The sequence below is a fragment of the Priestia endophytica DSM 13796 genome (assembly GCF_900115845.1).
Lineage (GTDB): Bacteria > Bacillota > Bacilli > Bacillales > Bacillaceae_H > Bacillus_I > Bacillus_I endophytica.
The window spans coordinates 66,423-83,008 of record NZ_FOXX01000010.1; the positions used below are offsets into that span (position 1 = coordinate 66,423).

The 16,586-nt window shown below is 34.0% G+C and carries 14 protein-coding genes and 3 pseudogenes; 1 reads left to right on the forward strand and 16 read right to left on the reverse strand.

What is annotated here, in order from left to right; translation table 11 throughout:
- Nucleotides 1-13 precede the first annotated feature (13 nt).
- The 5 genes and pseudogenes from BM012_RS27265 to BM012_RS17680 all read right to left on the reverse strand — a co-directional run.
- Nucleotides 14-625 (reverse strand): annotated as a pseudogene (locus BM012_RS27265) (ABC transporter permease); the annotation flags it as partial.
- A 74-nt stretch (nt 626-699) separates the two neighbouring features.
- A pseudogene (locus BM012_RS27270) lies at nt 700-1,870 on the reverse strand (FtsX-like permease family protein); the annotation flags it as partial.
- A gap of 16 nt (nt 1,871-1,886) precedes the next feature.
- The gene (locus tag BM012_RS17670) at nt 1,887-2,648 is read right to left on the reverse strand and encodes an ABC transporter ATP-binding protein (protein ID WP_061806045.1); all 762 of its coding nucleotides are present in this window, start codon (nt 2,646-2,648) and stop codon (nt 1,887-1,889) included.
- Between the two features lie 38 nt (nt 2,649-2,686).
- Nucleotides 2,687-3,718: a DUF418 domain-containing protein gene (locus BM012_RS17675; RefSeq protein ID WP_061806044.1), complete on the reverse strand. Its 1,032-nt coding sequence runs from the start codon at nt 3,716-3,718 to the stop codon at nt 2,687-2,689.
- Nucleotides 3,719-4,338: 620 nt separating this feature from the next.
- On the reverse strand, nt 4,339-5,259 hold the full coding sequence (locus BM012_RS17680; protein ID WP_061806043.1) for a DMT family transporter: 921 nt from the start codon (nt 5,257-5,259) through the stop codon (nt 4,339-4,341).
- 118 nt (nt 5,260-5,377) lie between these two features.
- Here BM012_RS17680 and BM012_RS17685 point away from each other — a divergent pair, with 118 nt between their 5' ends.
- Nucleotides 5,378-6,715 (forward strand): aminotransferase-like domain-containing protein, encoded by a 1,338-nt coding sequence (locus BM012_RS17685; protein WP_061806042.1) that lies wholly within the window; start codon nt 5,378-5,380, stop codon nt 6,713-6,715.
- A gap of 553 nt (nt 6,716-7,268) precedes the next feature.
- Here the strand turns inward: BM012_RS17685 and BM012_RS27100 are convergent.
- From BM012_RS27100 to BM012_RS17725, 11 genes and pseudogenes are all read right to left on the reverse strand, one after another.
- Nucleotides 7,269-7,865 carry a GerAB/ArcD/ProY family transporter gene (locus BM012_RS27100; protein WP_268801498.1) on the reverse strand — a complete coding sequence of 199 codons (597 nt, stop codon included), beginning with the start codon at nt 7,863-7,865 and terminating at the stop codon, nt 7,269-7,271.
- On the reverse strand, nt 7,781-8,371 hold the full coding sequence (locus BM012_RS27105) for a GerAB/ArcD/ProY family transporter (RefSeq protein WP_061806040.1): 591 nt from the start codon (nt 8,369-8,371) through the stop codon (nt 7,781-7,783). The genes BM012_RS27100 and BM012_RS27105 overlap by 85 nt, the downstream gene beginning before the upstream one ends.
- Before the next feature lie 328 nt (nt 8,372-8,699).
- Nucleotides 8,700-9,713 (reverse strand): DUF3231 family protein, encoded by a 1,014-nt coding sequence (locus tag BM012_RS17695; protein WP_061806039.1) that lies wholly within the window; start codon nt 9,711-9,713, stop codon nt 8,700-8,702.
- A gap of 265 nt (nt 9,714-9,978) precedes the next feature.
- Nucleotides 9,979-10,239, reverse strand: a complete 261-nt coding sequence (locus BM012_RS27275; protein WP_407984415.1) for a CBO0543 family protein — start codon at nt 10,237-10,239, stop codon at nt 9,979-9,981.
- Nucleotides 10,240-10,297: 58 nt separating this feature from the next.
- Nucleotides 10,298-10,696 (reverse strand): annotated as a pseudogene (locus BM012_RS17700) (CBO0543 family protein); the annotation flags it as partial.
- A gap of 574 nt (nt 10,697-11,270) precedes the next feature.
- Nucleotides 11,271-12,035 carry a DUF817 domain-containing protein gene (locus tag BM012_RS17705; RefSeq protein ID WP_061806038.1) on the reverse strand — a complete coding sequence of 255 codons (765 nt, stop codon included), beginning with the start codon at nt 12,033-12,035 and terminating at the stop codon, nt 11,271-11,273.
- A gap of 135 nt (nt 12,036-12,170) precedes the next feature.
- Complete coding sequence (locus tag BM012_RS17710; protein WP_061806037.1) at nt 12,171-12,392, reverse strand: helix-turn-helix domain-containing protein; 222 nt, start codon at nt 12,390-12,392, stop codon at nt 12,171-12,173.
- A gap of 10 nt (nt 12,393-12,402) precedes the next feature.
- On the reverse strand, nt 12,403-12,885 hold the full coding sequence (locus BM012_RS17715; RefSeq protein ID WP_061806036.1) for a DUF2975 domain-containing protein: 483 nt from the start codon (nt 12,883-12,885) through the stop codon (nt 12,403-12,405).
- Between the two features lie 561 nt (nt 12,886-13,446).
- Nucleotides 13,447-13,608: a hypothetical protein gene (locus BM012_RS27280; RefSeq protein WP_407984416.1), complete on the reverse strand. Its 162-nt coding sequence runs from the start codon at nt 13,606-13,608 to the stop codon at nt 13,447-13,449.
- Between the two features lie 25 nt (nt 13,609-13,633).
- The gene (gene manA, locus BM012_RS17720) at nt 13,634-14,578 is read right to left on the reverse strand and encodes a mannose-6-phosphate isomerase, class I (protein ID WP_061806035.1); all 945 of its coding nucleotides are present in this window, start codon (nt 14,576-14,578) and stop codon (nt 13,634-13,636) included.
- A 17-nt stretch (nt 14,579-14,595) separates the two neighbouring features.
- The gene (locus tag BM012_RS17725; RefSeq protein WP_061806034.1) at nt 14,596-16,542 is read right to left on the reverse strand and encodes a PTS fructose transporter subunit IIABC; all 1,947 of its coding nucleotides are present in this window, start codon (nt 16,540-16,542) and stop codon (nt 14,596-14,598) included.
- Between the last annotated feature and the right edge of the window lie 44 nt (nt 16,543-16,586).

The following is a 16,586-nucleotide window of genomic DNA, read 5'->3' on the forward strand; positions in this document are numbered from 1 at the left end:
TAATTACCCCATTTCATTCTTCACTACTTTTCGGAAGAACAATCCCTTTATATAATTGAACAGTAATCAAGTAATATACAGCATATATAATTAGGAAAATAACAATTGGAAGCCAAACACGGAAGTAAGGATTAATTAAAATAAACGAGAAAATGTTCATCCCAATCAATACATGTGCAATTCCAATAAGAGCTGGAAATAAGAAAACTAAAAATATCTCCCTATATATGGACTTCGTTAACAATTCCTGACGCACTCCGATTTTTCGAAGCATTTGATAACGCATAATATCTTTTGATGCACCTGAAAGAATCTTAAACATTAAACAGCTTGCCATCATGGCTAAGAAGGCAATTCCTAAAAAGAATCCCATAAACACTGTCCCACTTGAAACCCCATAAAACATCTCATAAGTTGAGTATTTACTTCTCAGTTGCTCAGCGTCTATATTTTGATATTTATGGAGTTGTAAATCATCAAGTTTCTTCCATTGTTCTTTATAAGATTCAAAATCTCCTGTATTTCCGATGAAAACACTACCTTCTTTTCCTTGAATCTTTCTATAAATGTTCTCATCTACAATTTTAATTTTGTGATCTGGATGTACATAATAAGGTTCAATCCCATTAAGGGCTTCTCGCCATTTGGTTGGAATTTGGACAGAACTGTTACTCTTTTCAATACTATCTTCTAACACCGACCTTGCTGGAAGGTTTTCAGAAATCGGCTTAAATTCATTAAAACCTTCTCTGCCTTCCTTGCTATGCACCAAAGGACGATTTTTTTCTAAATCTTCTTTTAGATAATAGACATACTTATCATCTGTTTTATAACGATATTGATACTTTTGTTTAAATGTAATTTGATTTAAAATTTTATTCTCTTGTGCTGTTGAGTTATGTATGACAACGTCATATATTTCCGATCCATTTGCCATAAGCAGAACATTATTTTTAAATGCCATCCCAGCCGAAATCGCTCCCGCTCCAAGAGCAACTAACATGGCTACAGTTGCTAATACTTTTGTTAAACTATTAATACGAAAATTTAGCTGAGCAAATGTAAAAGCATTTATTCCCTTTTCTCTCAGCTTTTTATTGTTCTTCAGCTTTTTAATAAGGAAAGGAAGAAGTGAAATAAAAAGCAGATACGTCCCTGAAGTAGTTGCACTTAATGCAATGATGATTCCAACTTCTTTAAGTACATCCATCTTGATCATAGAAGTGTAACCAATAGCTAATAAAATAAATGCTAGAAATGAGCCAATAACATTCTTTTTTCCTTTCATATAAACACGTTCTATTTGCGTTTCTGAATGAACAAGTTGCAATACGGTTACACGTGAAAGTTTTATACTATTCATCATAGCTGATAAAGTAAATATGATAAGGAAAAAGATACTTGTTATAGTCATAGATGGGATATAAAATGCATGGTATCCCCCTCCGGTAAATTCTAGCTGGTTCATGAGTAGCTGACCAATTCCTTGTGCAAGCCCAATGCCTAGGACAATTCCAATGAAAAGAGAGACGATTCCTAAAACGATGGTTTCAATAAACATAAGTATTGTAATTTTATGTTTTTTGGCCCCTAACATCATATACATTCCAAACTCCTTTTGCCGTAACGACAGCAAGAATGAGTTGGCATATAAAATATAGAAGAACGTAATAACTGCTAGTAAAAATGAACCGGCATGAAAAACGAATCCAATAGACTGAATGATAGAATTCCCTTCAATAAAAGCTTTATTCAATGCTAGTGTTTGAAATAAATAAAATATCGAAATAGACATTACAAGTCCAGCTAGTAACACAATATAATCTTTTAGTTTACTTTTCATTCCGGACACGGAAAGCTTAAATAACATGTTTGTACCTTCTTTCTTATACTTTTTGTGTTCCTATATTAGCTAACACATCTAAAATTTCTTTATAGAATACTTCACGTGAAGCAGTCCGATGGATTTCTTTATACAATTCACCATCTTGTATAAACAAAATGCGTTTGCAGTAACTTGCGCTAAACGGATCATGTGTAACCATCAAAATGGAAACGTCTTGATCTTCATTTAAATTTGCCATTGCTTCTAATAAACTAGTGGCATTTTTAGAGTCAAGAGCTCCAGTTGGCTCATCTCCTAGGATAAGAGCTGGTTCATGAACAAGCGCCCTTGCAGCTGCAGCACGCTGTTTTTGTCCACCAGAAATCTCTGAAGGATATTTTTTTAAAATTGCTGAAATCCCTAGCATTTCAGCAACTTTTTCGACTTTAGGGCCAATGTGACGAGAAGCAACACTTTGTAAAGAAAGAGGCAATGCAATATTTTCATATATAGATAGATTATCTAATAGATTAAAGTCTTGAAAAATAAACCCGAGTCTTTGAGAACGGAAATCAGATAGCTCCCCTTGCTTCATTTGTGTAATATCTTTTCCTTCAATTTGAATACTGCCATCTGTAACTTGATCCAATGTCGAGATTACATTTAACAATGTCGTTTTTCCGGAACCAGAAGGACCCATAATTCCAACAAATTCACCTTCTTGAATCGATAATGACACGCCTTTTAAGGCTTGGAATTGATTTTCACCTTTTTTACCATATACTTTTTTGACATTTTTCACGTCTACAACTGATGCTTTCATTTTTTATCCTCCAATTTTTCTTTTTATTTAGCTATCCTTCATTTTTTAATGAGGAAAGGCCCAATTTTCCAATACGTCACAATTCTCCAAATCCACTCCAGAGGCCCCATTCTAAATAATCGTAGCCAAATGAAACTGAAAACGATTTGAATTACGTAAATAGCTAAACATATATATAGTGATTGCATATACGTAATAGCTGAGACAGACTTGAATAATAAGTTTCCTGCTAGTAAAATAAATGCTGTTTGTCCAAGATAATTGGTTAACGCCATACGGCCGTAATATTTGAGTGGTGATAGTAATATTCTTACCATCTTTATTTGCAACAAGAGTAGCAGTAATCCCACGTAAAAAGCTGAAATAATGGGCCCGACTGTCACACCCATTTTTAAAAATTCACTAGCTTGATCCATTGTCCCATCTTCAGAATATAAAATCATATTTTGAAAAGGAGAGTGAGGGATTAAACTATATTGGATAACCAATCCAATTAGACTTATCATGAACATCACTGCTGTGAAAACAAATACTTTCTTTGTTTTTTGTGATAAGTTTTCAAATACTCTATACTGTCCTACAGAAAGACCTAATAAAATAAGTGGAAAAGTTAGGAGTAATTTGTCTCCCATAAGTCCAAACCAGCTCAATAAAATTACACTCAGAGCCAAATTAATATGCTTGTGCACCTTATAGAAGGGCATCACAATGAAGCCGCAAATTGCATAATACTTTAATGCTTCTCCTGGCTGGAATATAGAATGTATTGCTCCAAAGGCCAATAATACAATAATTCTGCGTAAAAATAGAATATAGCCATTCTTTCCTTTTTCCTTTGCGCGAGTAATAAAAATGTAGAACCCCACTCCAAATAGAAATGAAAACATGGAATAAAAGCGACCTTCTACAAATAGGTATAAAAATCGTTGATAGCTTACATCGGGTGTATGTGGTGCTGGAATATTTATATCAAGAAGAGCAAGAATATTGACTAAAATAATGCCCAGCAATGCAAAACCTCGAATATAATCAAGTGACTCAATTCTTGGGTTTATAGTATTCCTTTCCATGCAACAACGCTCCTTGTCAGTATTTCCTTTACCGATCTTACAAAAAAAGATTAAAAACACCTATTGTTTTAACTTACAAAGTCTCTTACATTTTTGTAAGATATAAAAAAAGGAGAGTAAGGGAATAAATTCGCGCACAACATATTTACATAAGAAAAAACGCTGCAACCCTTATTCTTATGGTTTGCAACGTTTTTTCTTAGAGTAGAGATACAATATTCCCCTTCTCCATCATCTACACTTTATAACAATGTATATTTCTAACATATCCTTATAAAAAGGTCACAGATCTTACATATAATTTTTATGAATTAGAGGCTCTGTTTTACCTTATAAAATATAATTTTTTAATCTCGACAATTTATCTTCACCACAATAAATAGGCACAAACTTCTTGATAAACAAGGAATCTGTGCCTTCTCTTTCTTTTCTATGCAGTTTTTTCGTTTCTTATTTGATTAATTATAGTAGAAATTTCTTTATAAATGGTTAATAGTTCTGTTGTACATTACTCACTTTTATATCTGCCTCAATATTTAATTAAGCATCTATTAATTTTAGAAGAGCTCTTGCTCATTTATGGATATCGTATAATTCGTCATCAAAACAAGAGTAAGAAACTATGCCTTTTTATTGATTCTGCCCCTTACACCAACAAAATTTGTCCCCACAACACCAATGATAATGATAATTCCACCAATTAAGTGATAGAAGTGGAACGTTTCTTGTAAAAATAAGACGCCAGCTACAATTGTAATTAGCGTAGCAACATTACTAAAAACACTCATTTTGGCTGCTTTGATTTTGGACAAAGCAAAATTTGAAAGATATGAGGTAACAAGCGATGATAATATTCCTAAATACAAAATAGCTAATACAAAGTCCAAATGTAAAAATGGTTGAAAAAATTCACCCATTGTTCCTTCTATCATACGACTTCCAATCGCCATACTATTAAACACAACAAAACCAAATAATGTCATAACATACGTTATGGTTAATAAGGAATAGTGTTGTGTAAGCTTTCTTGCAAAAACATTATATAAGGCAGAAGCAATAGAGGAAACAATAATAAGTGCACTTCCGACTAAATTGGCTGTTTTAGCTCCTGTCCCATTCATCACAAGTAAGTAAATGACGCCAATCACTGATAAACATATAAAAACAAGCTGCACACGTTTCGCTCTCTCCTTCAAAATTACAATAGCAAATAGCAATGTGAAAATAGGTATCGTAGCTTGTATAATTCCAGCTTCTGAAGAAGATGTCCTAGCTAAACCAAATATTTGAAAAGCGAAAAATAGCATTGGATATAATAGTGCTAAAGGTAGGATTCTAGTGATATCTCTCCAATGTATCTTTAATTTATTTTTAGTGAATTGTATAAAAATCGTCGCTCCAATAAATGCAATTGTAAAGCGATGAGCAAGTGTGTCTAATGGTGTAGCCACCACCAAAGTCATTTTAACAAACATAAATGATAGCCCAATAATAAATGCATAAGCTATCGCAGCAATATAAGCTTTACTTTTTTCAGTCATACAAATTACTCCTTCTATTTTTTATCCGATCGATACATCCATCATAATCAATCTTAGAACTTTTTGCGATATAATAAATATGCATCTGTACCGATACAGATAATAAAGGAGGCTTCATATGTTTAAATACGAATCGATATACAATAACATAAAAGATCGAATTCAAATGGCTGATTTACAGGCGGGTGAAAAGTTGCCATCTATTCGCGATTTATCTCAGCAATTTACTTGTAGTAAAAGTACGATATTAACGGCTCTCAATAAACTAGAAGATCAACACTTGATTTACGCCATTCCTAAAAGTGGTTACTATGTAGTAGATCATCAAATGCCACATAAACCTTCTACTACCGATTTTATAGACTTTGCTACGTCATCTCCAACATGGCATGCCTTTCCTTATAAAGACTTTCAACATTGTATGAATAAAGCAATTGATACGTATCAAGAAGAATTATTTCATTATGGAACCCCAAATGGTTTGCCTTCCTTAATTGATGAAGCTAGAAAACTATTAGAAACATATCAAATATTTACACATTCAGATCATATTTTTGTTACTTCAGGCGTTCAGCAAGCTTTAGCGATTCTTAGTCTCATGCCTTTTCCTAATCATCGTAAAACGATACTTGTTGAACAGCCAAGTTATCATCTTTATATGGACTTTATAAAAACCTATAAGCTACCAGTAATCGGGATTAGAAGGACCGTAAATGGAATTGATTTAGAGGAATTAGAACAAATCTTCCGTTCTCATGATATTAAATTTTTCTATACGATGCCACGATTCCATAGTCCTTTAGGCACTTCCTATCGTAAAAAAGAAAAAGAAGCCATTCTATCTTTAGCCGCTAGATATGATGTTTATATTGTAGAAGATGACTATTTAGCCGATTTTGAACAAAATACAAAAGTAGATCCGCTATTTTCGTATGATACACATAATCATGTGATTTATTTAAAGAGTTTTTCTAAAATTATGTTCCCTGGATTACGTATAGGGTTTGCGGTCTTACCACCATTATTAACGCCTCTCTTTCAGAGATATAAAAAAACAACAGATATTGACAGCTCAATGATTTCACAAGCAGCATTGGAACTTTATATAAAGAGTGGCATGTTTAATCATTATCGTGCTAGAGTAAGCGGTACTTATGCGGCCCGCGCAACCATACTTCAGCATGCTTTAAAAAAACATTTGTCTGTATATCAATTTCCTTCAGAAATTTGTATGCATAGTCACATTGTATTACCAAAGAGAGTCAATTTAAATTTACTTATTTCTCATTTAAATCAACATAAAGTTTTATTAGAACCTATTGATGGAAATTATTTAGATGGCGTTTTGAATGAAAGAATTTTAAAATTGAATATTTCTAACATAGAAGAATATAAAATTGAAGAAGGAATTAAAAAAATCGCTATAGCTTTAAATACTAGCAAAAACTACTTCTAATAAGAAAAATGATTCCATTATACATTCATAATCGAAAAAGATAGTAATTCCAGGTGATGTGGAGATACTGATAGCTATAGTAATGGGAAAAGAATCAGTTCAGCTGTTTTTATAATCAAAGCAAAGATGAACACTACACTTTAGTTGTCAAAAAATGAATTTATTAAATAATACATACAAATTCAGGCAAGTGTTTTAGTGTATAAATTAGATACTGAGTGTTAACTATTGTGGATATATTGCTATTATAAAATTTAATATTATTGAATCAATATTTCAGCAAAAAACACTCTAATCCTTAGTAATAGAATAAACATATACTATACACGGCTAGTTCGCAAAACACGGTAAAGAAGATTTGATTTAATCAAACCTTCTTTACCGTGTTTTATTAAACCTTGATAAAAAATAAGGATTAGTAATTCAAAATAAGACAAAGAAAAATCCCACTAAATACGTTTCTAATTCGAATGTAAAAATCCCTATTTCCCCTTTTAGTTATTATGCTAAATTCTCTTTTCATTCATGTTTAATAATAGCAGTAGTATAAAATTTATTGCTCGTTCAATTTCCTTTTAAAATACGAACGGATAATAGAGATTAACAGCATAAACAAAGGAATAACGACAAACATAACGAAAGAAACGAACTCTGTAATGAAACCTTCTTCCCCTTGTTCTGAAAAACTAGAAGCCATGGTAAGAGATAAGAAAATAACAATAGTCCCTATGGGTAAAAGAATGCGATGATACCTGTTTAATTTAAATAAATCAGCTATTCCAATAATCGCACTATACAAATAGACCGATGCTTTGAAAAAGACAGTAATTAATAATGTAAAAACCACAATTGCGTCAAGTCTTTCAATAAAATCTAACAGATTGACCTTCCCAACTGCTGTTAACGTCGGAAATGTAGATTTTTGCATCACTTCTACACCAAGAACAGATATATTTAACAAGACGGTCCAGCCTAAAATAAGTCCGCTTGAAATTAAGGCTGTCACCCATACTCTCTTTACTAATTGAGGACGATTTAAATATGGTGCGATTATCGTAAAGGCTATCATTTCACCAAATGGGAAAATGAGTAGATGAGGAAAAGCTGTAGTAAAGATAGGTTTCCATCTGTTTTCAAGAAAAGGAAGAATCTGCTGAAAATTAACATCTCCTGATACAAGAACAAAAAATTCCCTGCTCCCCCTAACAAAAGTAAAATAACCACAAATACTTCTGCTGTCCTTCCTACTACTTCTACTCCTAGATGAATGACATAGCACATCACTAGAACAAGCGTAAGGTTGATTACCAATAAGGGGGTTTCTGATAAGGTAGATGAAACTAATAAATCTCCGAATTCCCGTACGTTCCTTCCGCAAATATACAAGAAGTAGACACAGTATAACAGACCAACAATCCATCCAAGGTATTTCCCTAATATCTCACGGGTATATCCAGTAAGAAGCAAGTTAGGATATTGACGAAATAAAAAATAATAAATAAACGATAAGATAACCCCTCCACTCATTGCTAAGAGAATAGAAAGCCAGACATCCTTTTCCGCCTGTCGTCCGTAGCTGACAACCAAGGCTGTTCCTAACTCAAAGATAAACATCAAAGCAAAGAGTTGAATTCCGCTTATTTTCGCTTTCTCCATTCATTGAAAACTCCCTTCTTTGCTTATGTTGATTAGATATCTATTGGTGTATATAGGATTTGGTTGTCATACTTGTTTAACGAATGAAGCGCACTGGGGATATAATGACCGTGGAAATATCCAAATATCGCTTTTCTACACCATCAACAAGGCGGATTCCATCCATAACACTTCTATAAAGTTATTAAAAAAAGATAGCCACCTTTAAAAATGAGAAAACGACTGATTCAAGTCGTTTCTTCTCTTTTATAATCTAGATGATATCAAAAGCTTATTGACATCATTATATTGTTATGAACTCGTTCTTCCATAAACTCCTCTTACAGGTTCATTCCTTCTTTTTTACGAGTTTTTCTTTATCCAGTGTTGTTGGGGGCTGCTCCATCCACTTATTCCTAATCATGATATCGGCTCCATCCTTAGCATACAGAGCCACTTCAAGGGATAAACGTTCATAATCGATGATTAAATCACTTCTTTGACTAGCTGATGCTGCTGTAGCATAATTTCCTGTTCCTGTGGCACTTAACATTCCCATATGAAACATAACCAGTTTATCCGAAAAAGGCGGTGTTGTAGCATCTGTAATAGCAACATCAGATGAAATAGGAGATTCTATATCGCTATCGAGAAGAATCCTTGTGAAAATCCGCATATGTTTTCGGGAAATATCTCTTCCTCTTAACATCCAATTTTGAACCTCTTTATGAGGGGAGATTTGGGCAAAACTAAGAGACAGTTTACTTCCGATATGGTTAGTGACACTATTCATATATAAATGGGAAATCTCTATAGTATTTAATGGCCGTTGTTTGCTGAATAGAGAAAAACCACTTAAATATTTGTGACTATCTACAAAATCTGTTTTGGTTGGGTACGGGATATAAGGTGCTCGAATATATAATCCCTTTTCTAGTAATAAATCGGTAGTCTGATCAAATAAATCAGAAGTTTCCCGGAGTCCTTTTATAAAATACGTTTTGAGGTCTTTCCTCGCCCCCATAGAGGTGAATCCACTATATCCAAGCATGCCTACTCTAGCCATATGAGCTAAATATTGAAGGATAAAAGCATCTGTATATAACCGAGGAGCATTCACATTCACATCCTCATCTGTAAATCCTGTCGGGAGTGGAATCTGTTCCTGTTGAAATAATGTGGTTAACTTCTCAATATGAACACAAGAGATGTCATACGCCAACTGAATAAGAGGACGAATATCTTCATCTTCTACCGTTTGTAAGAAATAAGATAACACACATTTGGACATACTATCCTGCATATAGTTTGTCCAAATACAAGCTATTTCAGCTGACGTTAGCTGAGTAGGATGTTTCGTCATAATCTTGGTACCTCCAAATCATAATCGTTCAGGATATGTATATTCTTTACAGTTTAAAACTAAATTATGACGAAAGCCAAGGAAGAATATCTCTTGGCCTTTATTTATTATTAGTTGTATCTTTTTTCTGCCTGAAACCAACTTACAAAACGATGAGTAATCAATAGTAAAATAGCATAAATCATAATATTTGGATGTTCCCCTTTAAGTGATCTCGCTAGATCAGTATAATGTCTTATAAAAAAAGCGTATAATTCTGTCATCCCTAAAAAAGCACATAATGAAGAATAATCCGTACCCCACTTTTAGACTTTGGATAAGTTAACTCAAAAGACATGGCAAAAGCTGGATAAATCATATAGTACAATGAAAAACTAAGCTTTGTTGCATAAGGAAATTCTCTAAAGGGAAATTCAACTCGTTTAAAATAGACGGAATAAAAAATATATACCCATGATAAAGTTTGAGCAAATAAGAACGAGATGTGAGCTTTTCCTTTTATATCACGGGGGGACCTTACTGATATATAGAATAATAACTAGTAGCCATGAAATTACTAAAATGACAACTTCTTTTTTCATCATTTACTCCTTTAACCACTTCTTCTTATACCAAGAATAATATTGATGGTTGAGAAATAAAGAAAACCATACTGTAATGAAAGTCCAATACCACTTCCATTCATCATACTTAACAAGGTTGGTTTTCCATTCTAATAAAACTTCTATAAAAGTGAAAAAGCCAATAATGAATGTATAGTAAAAGAATCGTAACCATAAAGGCTGATAAGTAGGATAATTTAGGCTAAATAAAATAGCTAATACGGGAAATAAAAAAAATTCAAAACTAAAACTTGCCTTATTTATTTCATTTACTCTTGGTAATAATGCTACAGGGTAGCTAATCCACTTCATCCCTACTACAAAAAGGCCAGATACCCATGTGATGGATTGAAGAAATAAAGCTATAATCCAAGCTTCCCTTGCTTTCTCACGCGGAACAAACTTCTATATTAGGAATATTCAGATAAATAAAGAACTTAATAATATCCACCAATCTATGCTCAATTAAAGTCTCCTTTTAAGACTTTAATATCTCCATTTTTCTTCTGTTTATAAATTTTTCCATACAAAAACTCACTAAAACATAACTTAGTGAGTTAGAAAATGTATACATTATGTATTTTTAATTTACATAAAACATCTTTGGAAAAGTTAGAGAGGCGCGGCTCCCTTATCATTTAAGAGTTCTGTGCCTTTTCTTTTTTCGTTACTCTATAAACGCGCTCGATAAAGAACTTAAATAAACTAAATTCCCCTATAGTTTAAGTAAATATTTTCACAAGACCCCCTACTAAATGCAGTTCGACAGTATGATCCAAAGCTATTTATAAAGAAAAAAGCAACAATTCTAACGTTGTTTTTTCCCATTTATCTTATTCGAAGTTTTGTACGCTAGAGGAACTTCAACCTACAAAAGCTGAATGCCTTATTATGCTAAGGATTTGACTTTTTAAAAGAGCGTTCTTAACAGTATAAAAATTAACTAGTATCTATCCTAGTGGGATTTTTCCTTAACCTGCTTTAACGTCGCTACTATAAGAAAGCTAACAATCACTAATAAGAGCCATGAACTCACCTTTCCTAGATGAACGAGGCTCCATGCATCAGTTTGGTTTGGATATTCCCACGCTCCAAAGAACGTTGCGATATTTTCAGCTATCCATATAAAAAAACCGATGAGCACAAAGGAAAGCGCAATCGGCATACGGTAACGAATTCCATCAACTTCGTATGTGACCCATGATTGCCAAAAGACGATAATGACAAGTCCAGATAACCACCAACGAATGTCCATCCAATAATGGTGGGTGAAAAAGTTCAAATAAATTGCAGCTGTAAGAGGGACAACTACCAAAAACGGTGGCCACTTAACCAGTTCAACCTTAAATCTCCTCCATGCCTGGCAAAGATAACTCGCTACACTTGCGTACATGAATCCACTATACAAAGGTACTTCAAAAATTTTAGAATATCCTTCCTCTGGATAAGACCAGGAACCCATATGTACCTTAAAAAGTTCAAGAAAGAGTCCAATAAGGTGGAACAATGTGATAACCTTTAGTTCATCCTGTGTTTCAAGCCCAGAACGCACCATCCACCACTGCATCAGAAGACAGATGATGAGCAGCAAGTCATATCGTGGCATGAAGGACAGTGGCAGGATTTGTGTAAAAGCCAAAGAGACAAAAATAACGACAGGAAACAAACACGAGAGGGCCTGCTCCCAACCAAAACGAACGAATTGCTTTAGTGCCCTCATGATGTGGTCCTCCAAAGTTTTTTTCTGAATATATGGAAGTCCTGCTTAGTATAGCTGAATAGATTTAGGGTTATATACATAGGTTCACCCCTGAATAACTTTCTCTTCCTTTCCGTGTTAAATATTCCCACTTTATTAATCTTGGGTATCTTCATCACTTCGGTATTCTAGAAGATCTCCTGGTTGACATTCTAATGCTTTGCAAATCGCCTCTAAAGTGGATAATCGAACTGCCTTTGCCTTTCCATTTTTCAATATAGAAAGATTAGCCATCGTTATTCCAACCCTCTCCGAAAGTTCCGTAACGCTCATTTTCCTTTTAGCTAGCATCACGTCAATATTGATTATAATTGCCATTGTTTTCACCTCAGACCGTTAAGTCATTTTCTGATTTTATATCAATCGCTTCTTTTAATAGTTTTTGAAGAACAGCAGCAAAGACCGCAATTACCATTGAAGCAAAAATAATCACTAATCCAATTAATATAATACCTGGGGCGTCGTCTTTCTCCGCTAAGAGATATAAAAGTGGCATGCCGACCACATATAAGATACTGATTGTGATTGCACAGTATTTTATATTCTTTAAAGCTCTTACAGAAATTATAGAGAACGCTTTATTTTTGTCAATATAGCTTAACAGTTTAAAAGCTTGATACAGAGCAATGTAAAAAGGTACCGCCGCTGCATACAAAACGATGAAAATAAGATATTTCATATACGCAATATCTGGATACAATTCTGCTGCATAATTCCCTAGCTCAGGTACCAAAAATATGCATAAAGCAAGAACTGGAATTCCCATAAGAATAACAGCTATCTTTAAAAAGAAGGTTGATCCTTGGTTCATAAAAAGCACCTCACTTATTTATTGTCAATTTGAATTTAACATATCATTTATTGTTTTACAATAAATTTTTATTCAATATTGTTATTTTTTTATTGCTAAATAAACGTTAATTTTGACAAAAATAATGACTGTCCTTAGTCAGAAGACTACAATTCTATCTCATAGTGCCCAAAAATAGATTTGACTTATTGGTAGAAAGTATTATCAAGTTAAGTAAAATAGCTGTAGTGATGGAAATAAAAAAAGCTTTGGTTAAACCAAAGCTTTTTTATACTTATTTTGTAGTAGAAAAAGGGAAAATGTCATTAAACAGACTTTATAGTATTATCAGTATCGACTTCTATCAAGATTAAACTTGCTCCCTCAGGAATAATAATATCTTTCACAAGACTTGGAGTAGGGATAAACTTATCCTCATCTTTCCAAAATGAGGTTCATCAGTTCTAAAACATCAATTGCATTAAAGAGTAAAACTTATGTACGGCCAACCGTATCAGCTCCCATACTTTAATAAATTGTTAGCTATCATGTCAGATAGACATAACCGTCATTCACTTTATATTAAAAGAATGATAAATATATCTCTACTATAATCTCTTTAATGTCATTCAAATCCGAGATGGATGATAAATCTAAAGTTAAAGTGGTTCCATTGGAAGAATTGATTTCTACACTCCCACCATCAAACCATTTCCAATGATAGTTTATACCTAAACAAGTAATATATTACGCTTAATAAATACAACTATTACAGACTTGAAACAATACATTTAGTATCACCTACAAGTTCATATTCACCAAAACTAGTAGGCAATATAAAATGATCTCCCTTTTTGAAGGAATAACGCTTACCTTCCTTTGTTAGTTCCCCTTCTCCCTCAATTACGCTAACAAGAAGAAATTGCTTTTGCTGTTTCAAGTGGGCTAACCCATTTAGCTCCCATTTTTCTACCGAAAAATAATCTCCTTGAACAAAGTGTGTTATGCTCAAATTTTCTACTTTTTCATGCATAACTGATAGTTGATTTTGTGTAAATGGTGTCTCAGTCACTTCAATACTTTTTTTAAGATGAATCTCACGAAAATTCCCTTCAGAATCTCTTCTATCATAATCATATAATCGATAAGTTGTATCTGAATTTTGCTGCGTTTCTAATATTAAAATCCCTTTACCAATCGCATGAACCGTTCCACTTGGGACATAGAAGAAATCTCCTGGTTTTACCTTTAGGCGATGTAACAGTTTGTTCCATTCTTGATTTTCAATCATAGCAATTAATTCTTCTTTTGTTTTCGCATGATGCCCATAAATAATTTCTGCATCTTCTACAGCATCAATTACATACCAACACTCTGTTTTTCCTAGTTCTCCATTTTCATGGATACTAGCATATTCATCATTTGGGTGAACTTGAACAGATAAATCTTGATTGGCATCTAAGATTTTTGTAAGAAGAGGGAAACGTTCTCCCTCCACATTCCCAAATAAATCTCGATGTTCTTCCCATAATTCACCTAGAGATAATCCTTTATATTTTCCGTTCTTAACAACACTTTGTCCATGTGGATGCGCTGAAAAAGCCCAGCACTCCCCAGTTTGATTTGATGGAATCTCGTATCCAAAAGAAATTAATTGTGTCCCCCCCCAAATTCTTTCTTGAAAAACTGGGGCAAAAAATAATGGTTCAGTCATGATTAAAATCCTCCATTCTATGCAATTTCATCTAGTAACTTGTATGCCTCTTCTTTTGTTTGGACAGATAATAATCGCTCTTTATAACTGTCATCCATCAGTTTTCGAGAAAGCATTTGAAGGATTTTCAAATGTTCATTCCCTTTACTTTCTTTTGGTACAGCAATCATAAATATTAACTTCGCTTCCGTTCCATCAAGGCTTTTCCAATCTACACCTGATTGCTTAATTCCAAATACAACACTTGGTTTCTTAACAGCATCTGATTTTCCATGTGGAATTGCAATATTCATGCCGATACCTGTCGTACCTTCTTGCTCACGATTCATAATGGCTTGTTTAAATTCTTCCTCTGAATGCAATGCACCAACACGGTTCAATTTTCCAATCATTTCATCAATGATCTCATCGCGTGTTTCCCCTGTTAAATCAGTTTCAATGAGCTCTAAATTTATAATTTCCGTTAGCTTTTGAATAACAATTTGTTTACTTTCTACTTGAGTTTCTTGTTGAACTTGTGGCATTTCTTTTGTTGCTGAAACTTCTTTTATTTGTTCAACTTCCGGCTTTTTTATCTTTGACATATCTTTTTTCAATACATTTACTACAATAGCAGTCACAATAGATCCTACAATTACAGCTACAAAGAACATCACTACATTATCTACCGCTCCTAATACAGCAACAATTGGACCACCATGCGCTACTCTATCTCCTACATGACCAATCATTGCAATAACGGCACCTGTCATAGAACCCGCCATAACACTTGGAATGACACGAAGTGGATCTTGTGCTGCGAATGGGATTGCACCTTCAGTAATACCAAATAGCCCCATTGTAAATGCTGCTTTCCCCATTTCCCTTTCAGACGTTTGGAACTTTCTCTTTCCTATAAACGTAGCAAGCCCCATTCCAATTGGCGGAATACAAATTGCTGCAGCAATTGGACCCATAATTTCGTAGTTTCCTTCTCCAATCATCGCTGAACCAAACAAGAAGGCTACCTTATTGAATGGTCCACCCATATCAAAAGAAATCATGGCTCCTAAAATAAGCGCTAAAAGAATAGAACTTGAACCTTGCATACCTGCTAACCAAGCTGTTAATAACTCAAAAACTTGTGCGACAGGAGCACCAATAATAAATACAAATGCAAGACCTACAATAAGTGAAGCAACTACTGGAATGATAATAATGGGCATAATAGGTTGAATCGCTTTTGGAACTTTTAATTTTTTAATTCCTAACGCTACATAACCAGCTAGGAAACCAGCGATAATTCCTCCAAGGAAACCAGCACCGCTTTCACTTCCATAAAAACTTCCCGTTGCCGCAATATATCCACCAATCATACCAGGAACAAGGCCAGGCTTATCTGCGATACTATACGCAATATATCCTGCTAAAATTGGTACCATAAATGTAAAAGATGTGCTGCCAATTTGTTCAATTATTTCCCAAAAAGAACCTTCTGGAATAACTAAACCACCTGGTGTTTTTTCTCCCCCAAGAGTTAGCGCAATGGCAACTAATAATCCACCTACTACAATGAACGGCACCATGAAAGATACTCCATTCATTAAATGACGATATATTGGATTTTGTTTTTTCGCTGTTTGATTCCCTTCTAGTGTTTTAGACTGTGAACGATAAATTGGTACATCACCACTTACTACTTTCTGGATCAATTCCTCGGGTTTACGAATACCATCTTGTACTCCAACAACTAGTAATTGCTTTCCTACAAATCTATCTTTATTTACAGCTCTATCAGCAGCGATAATAATACCGTCTGCTTCGCGGATATCCTGCTCATTCAGTTCATTTTCTACCCCGATACCACCTTGGGTTTCAACCATCATTTGAACTCCTAATTTGTCCGCTGCTTTTTGTAAATTCTCCGCTGCCATATATGTATGGGCAATCCCATTCGGACACGATGTAATCGCTAATATTTTCATTGCCAATCCCCCTCATCTCCTTTGTAAACGCCTACATCCAATAT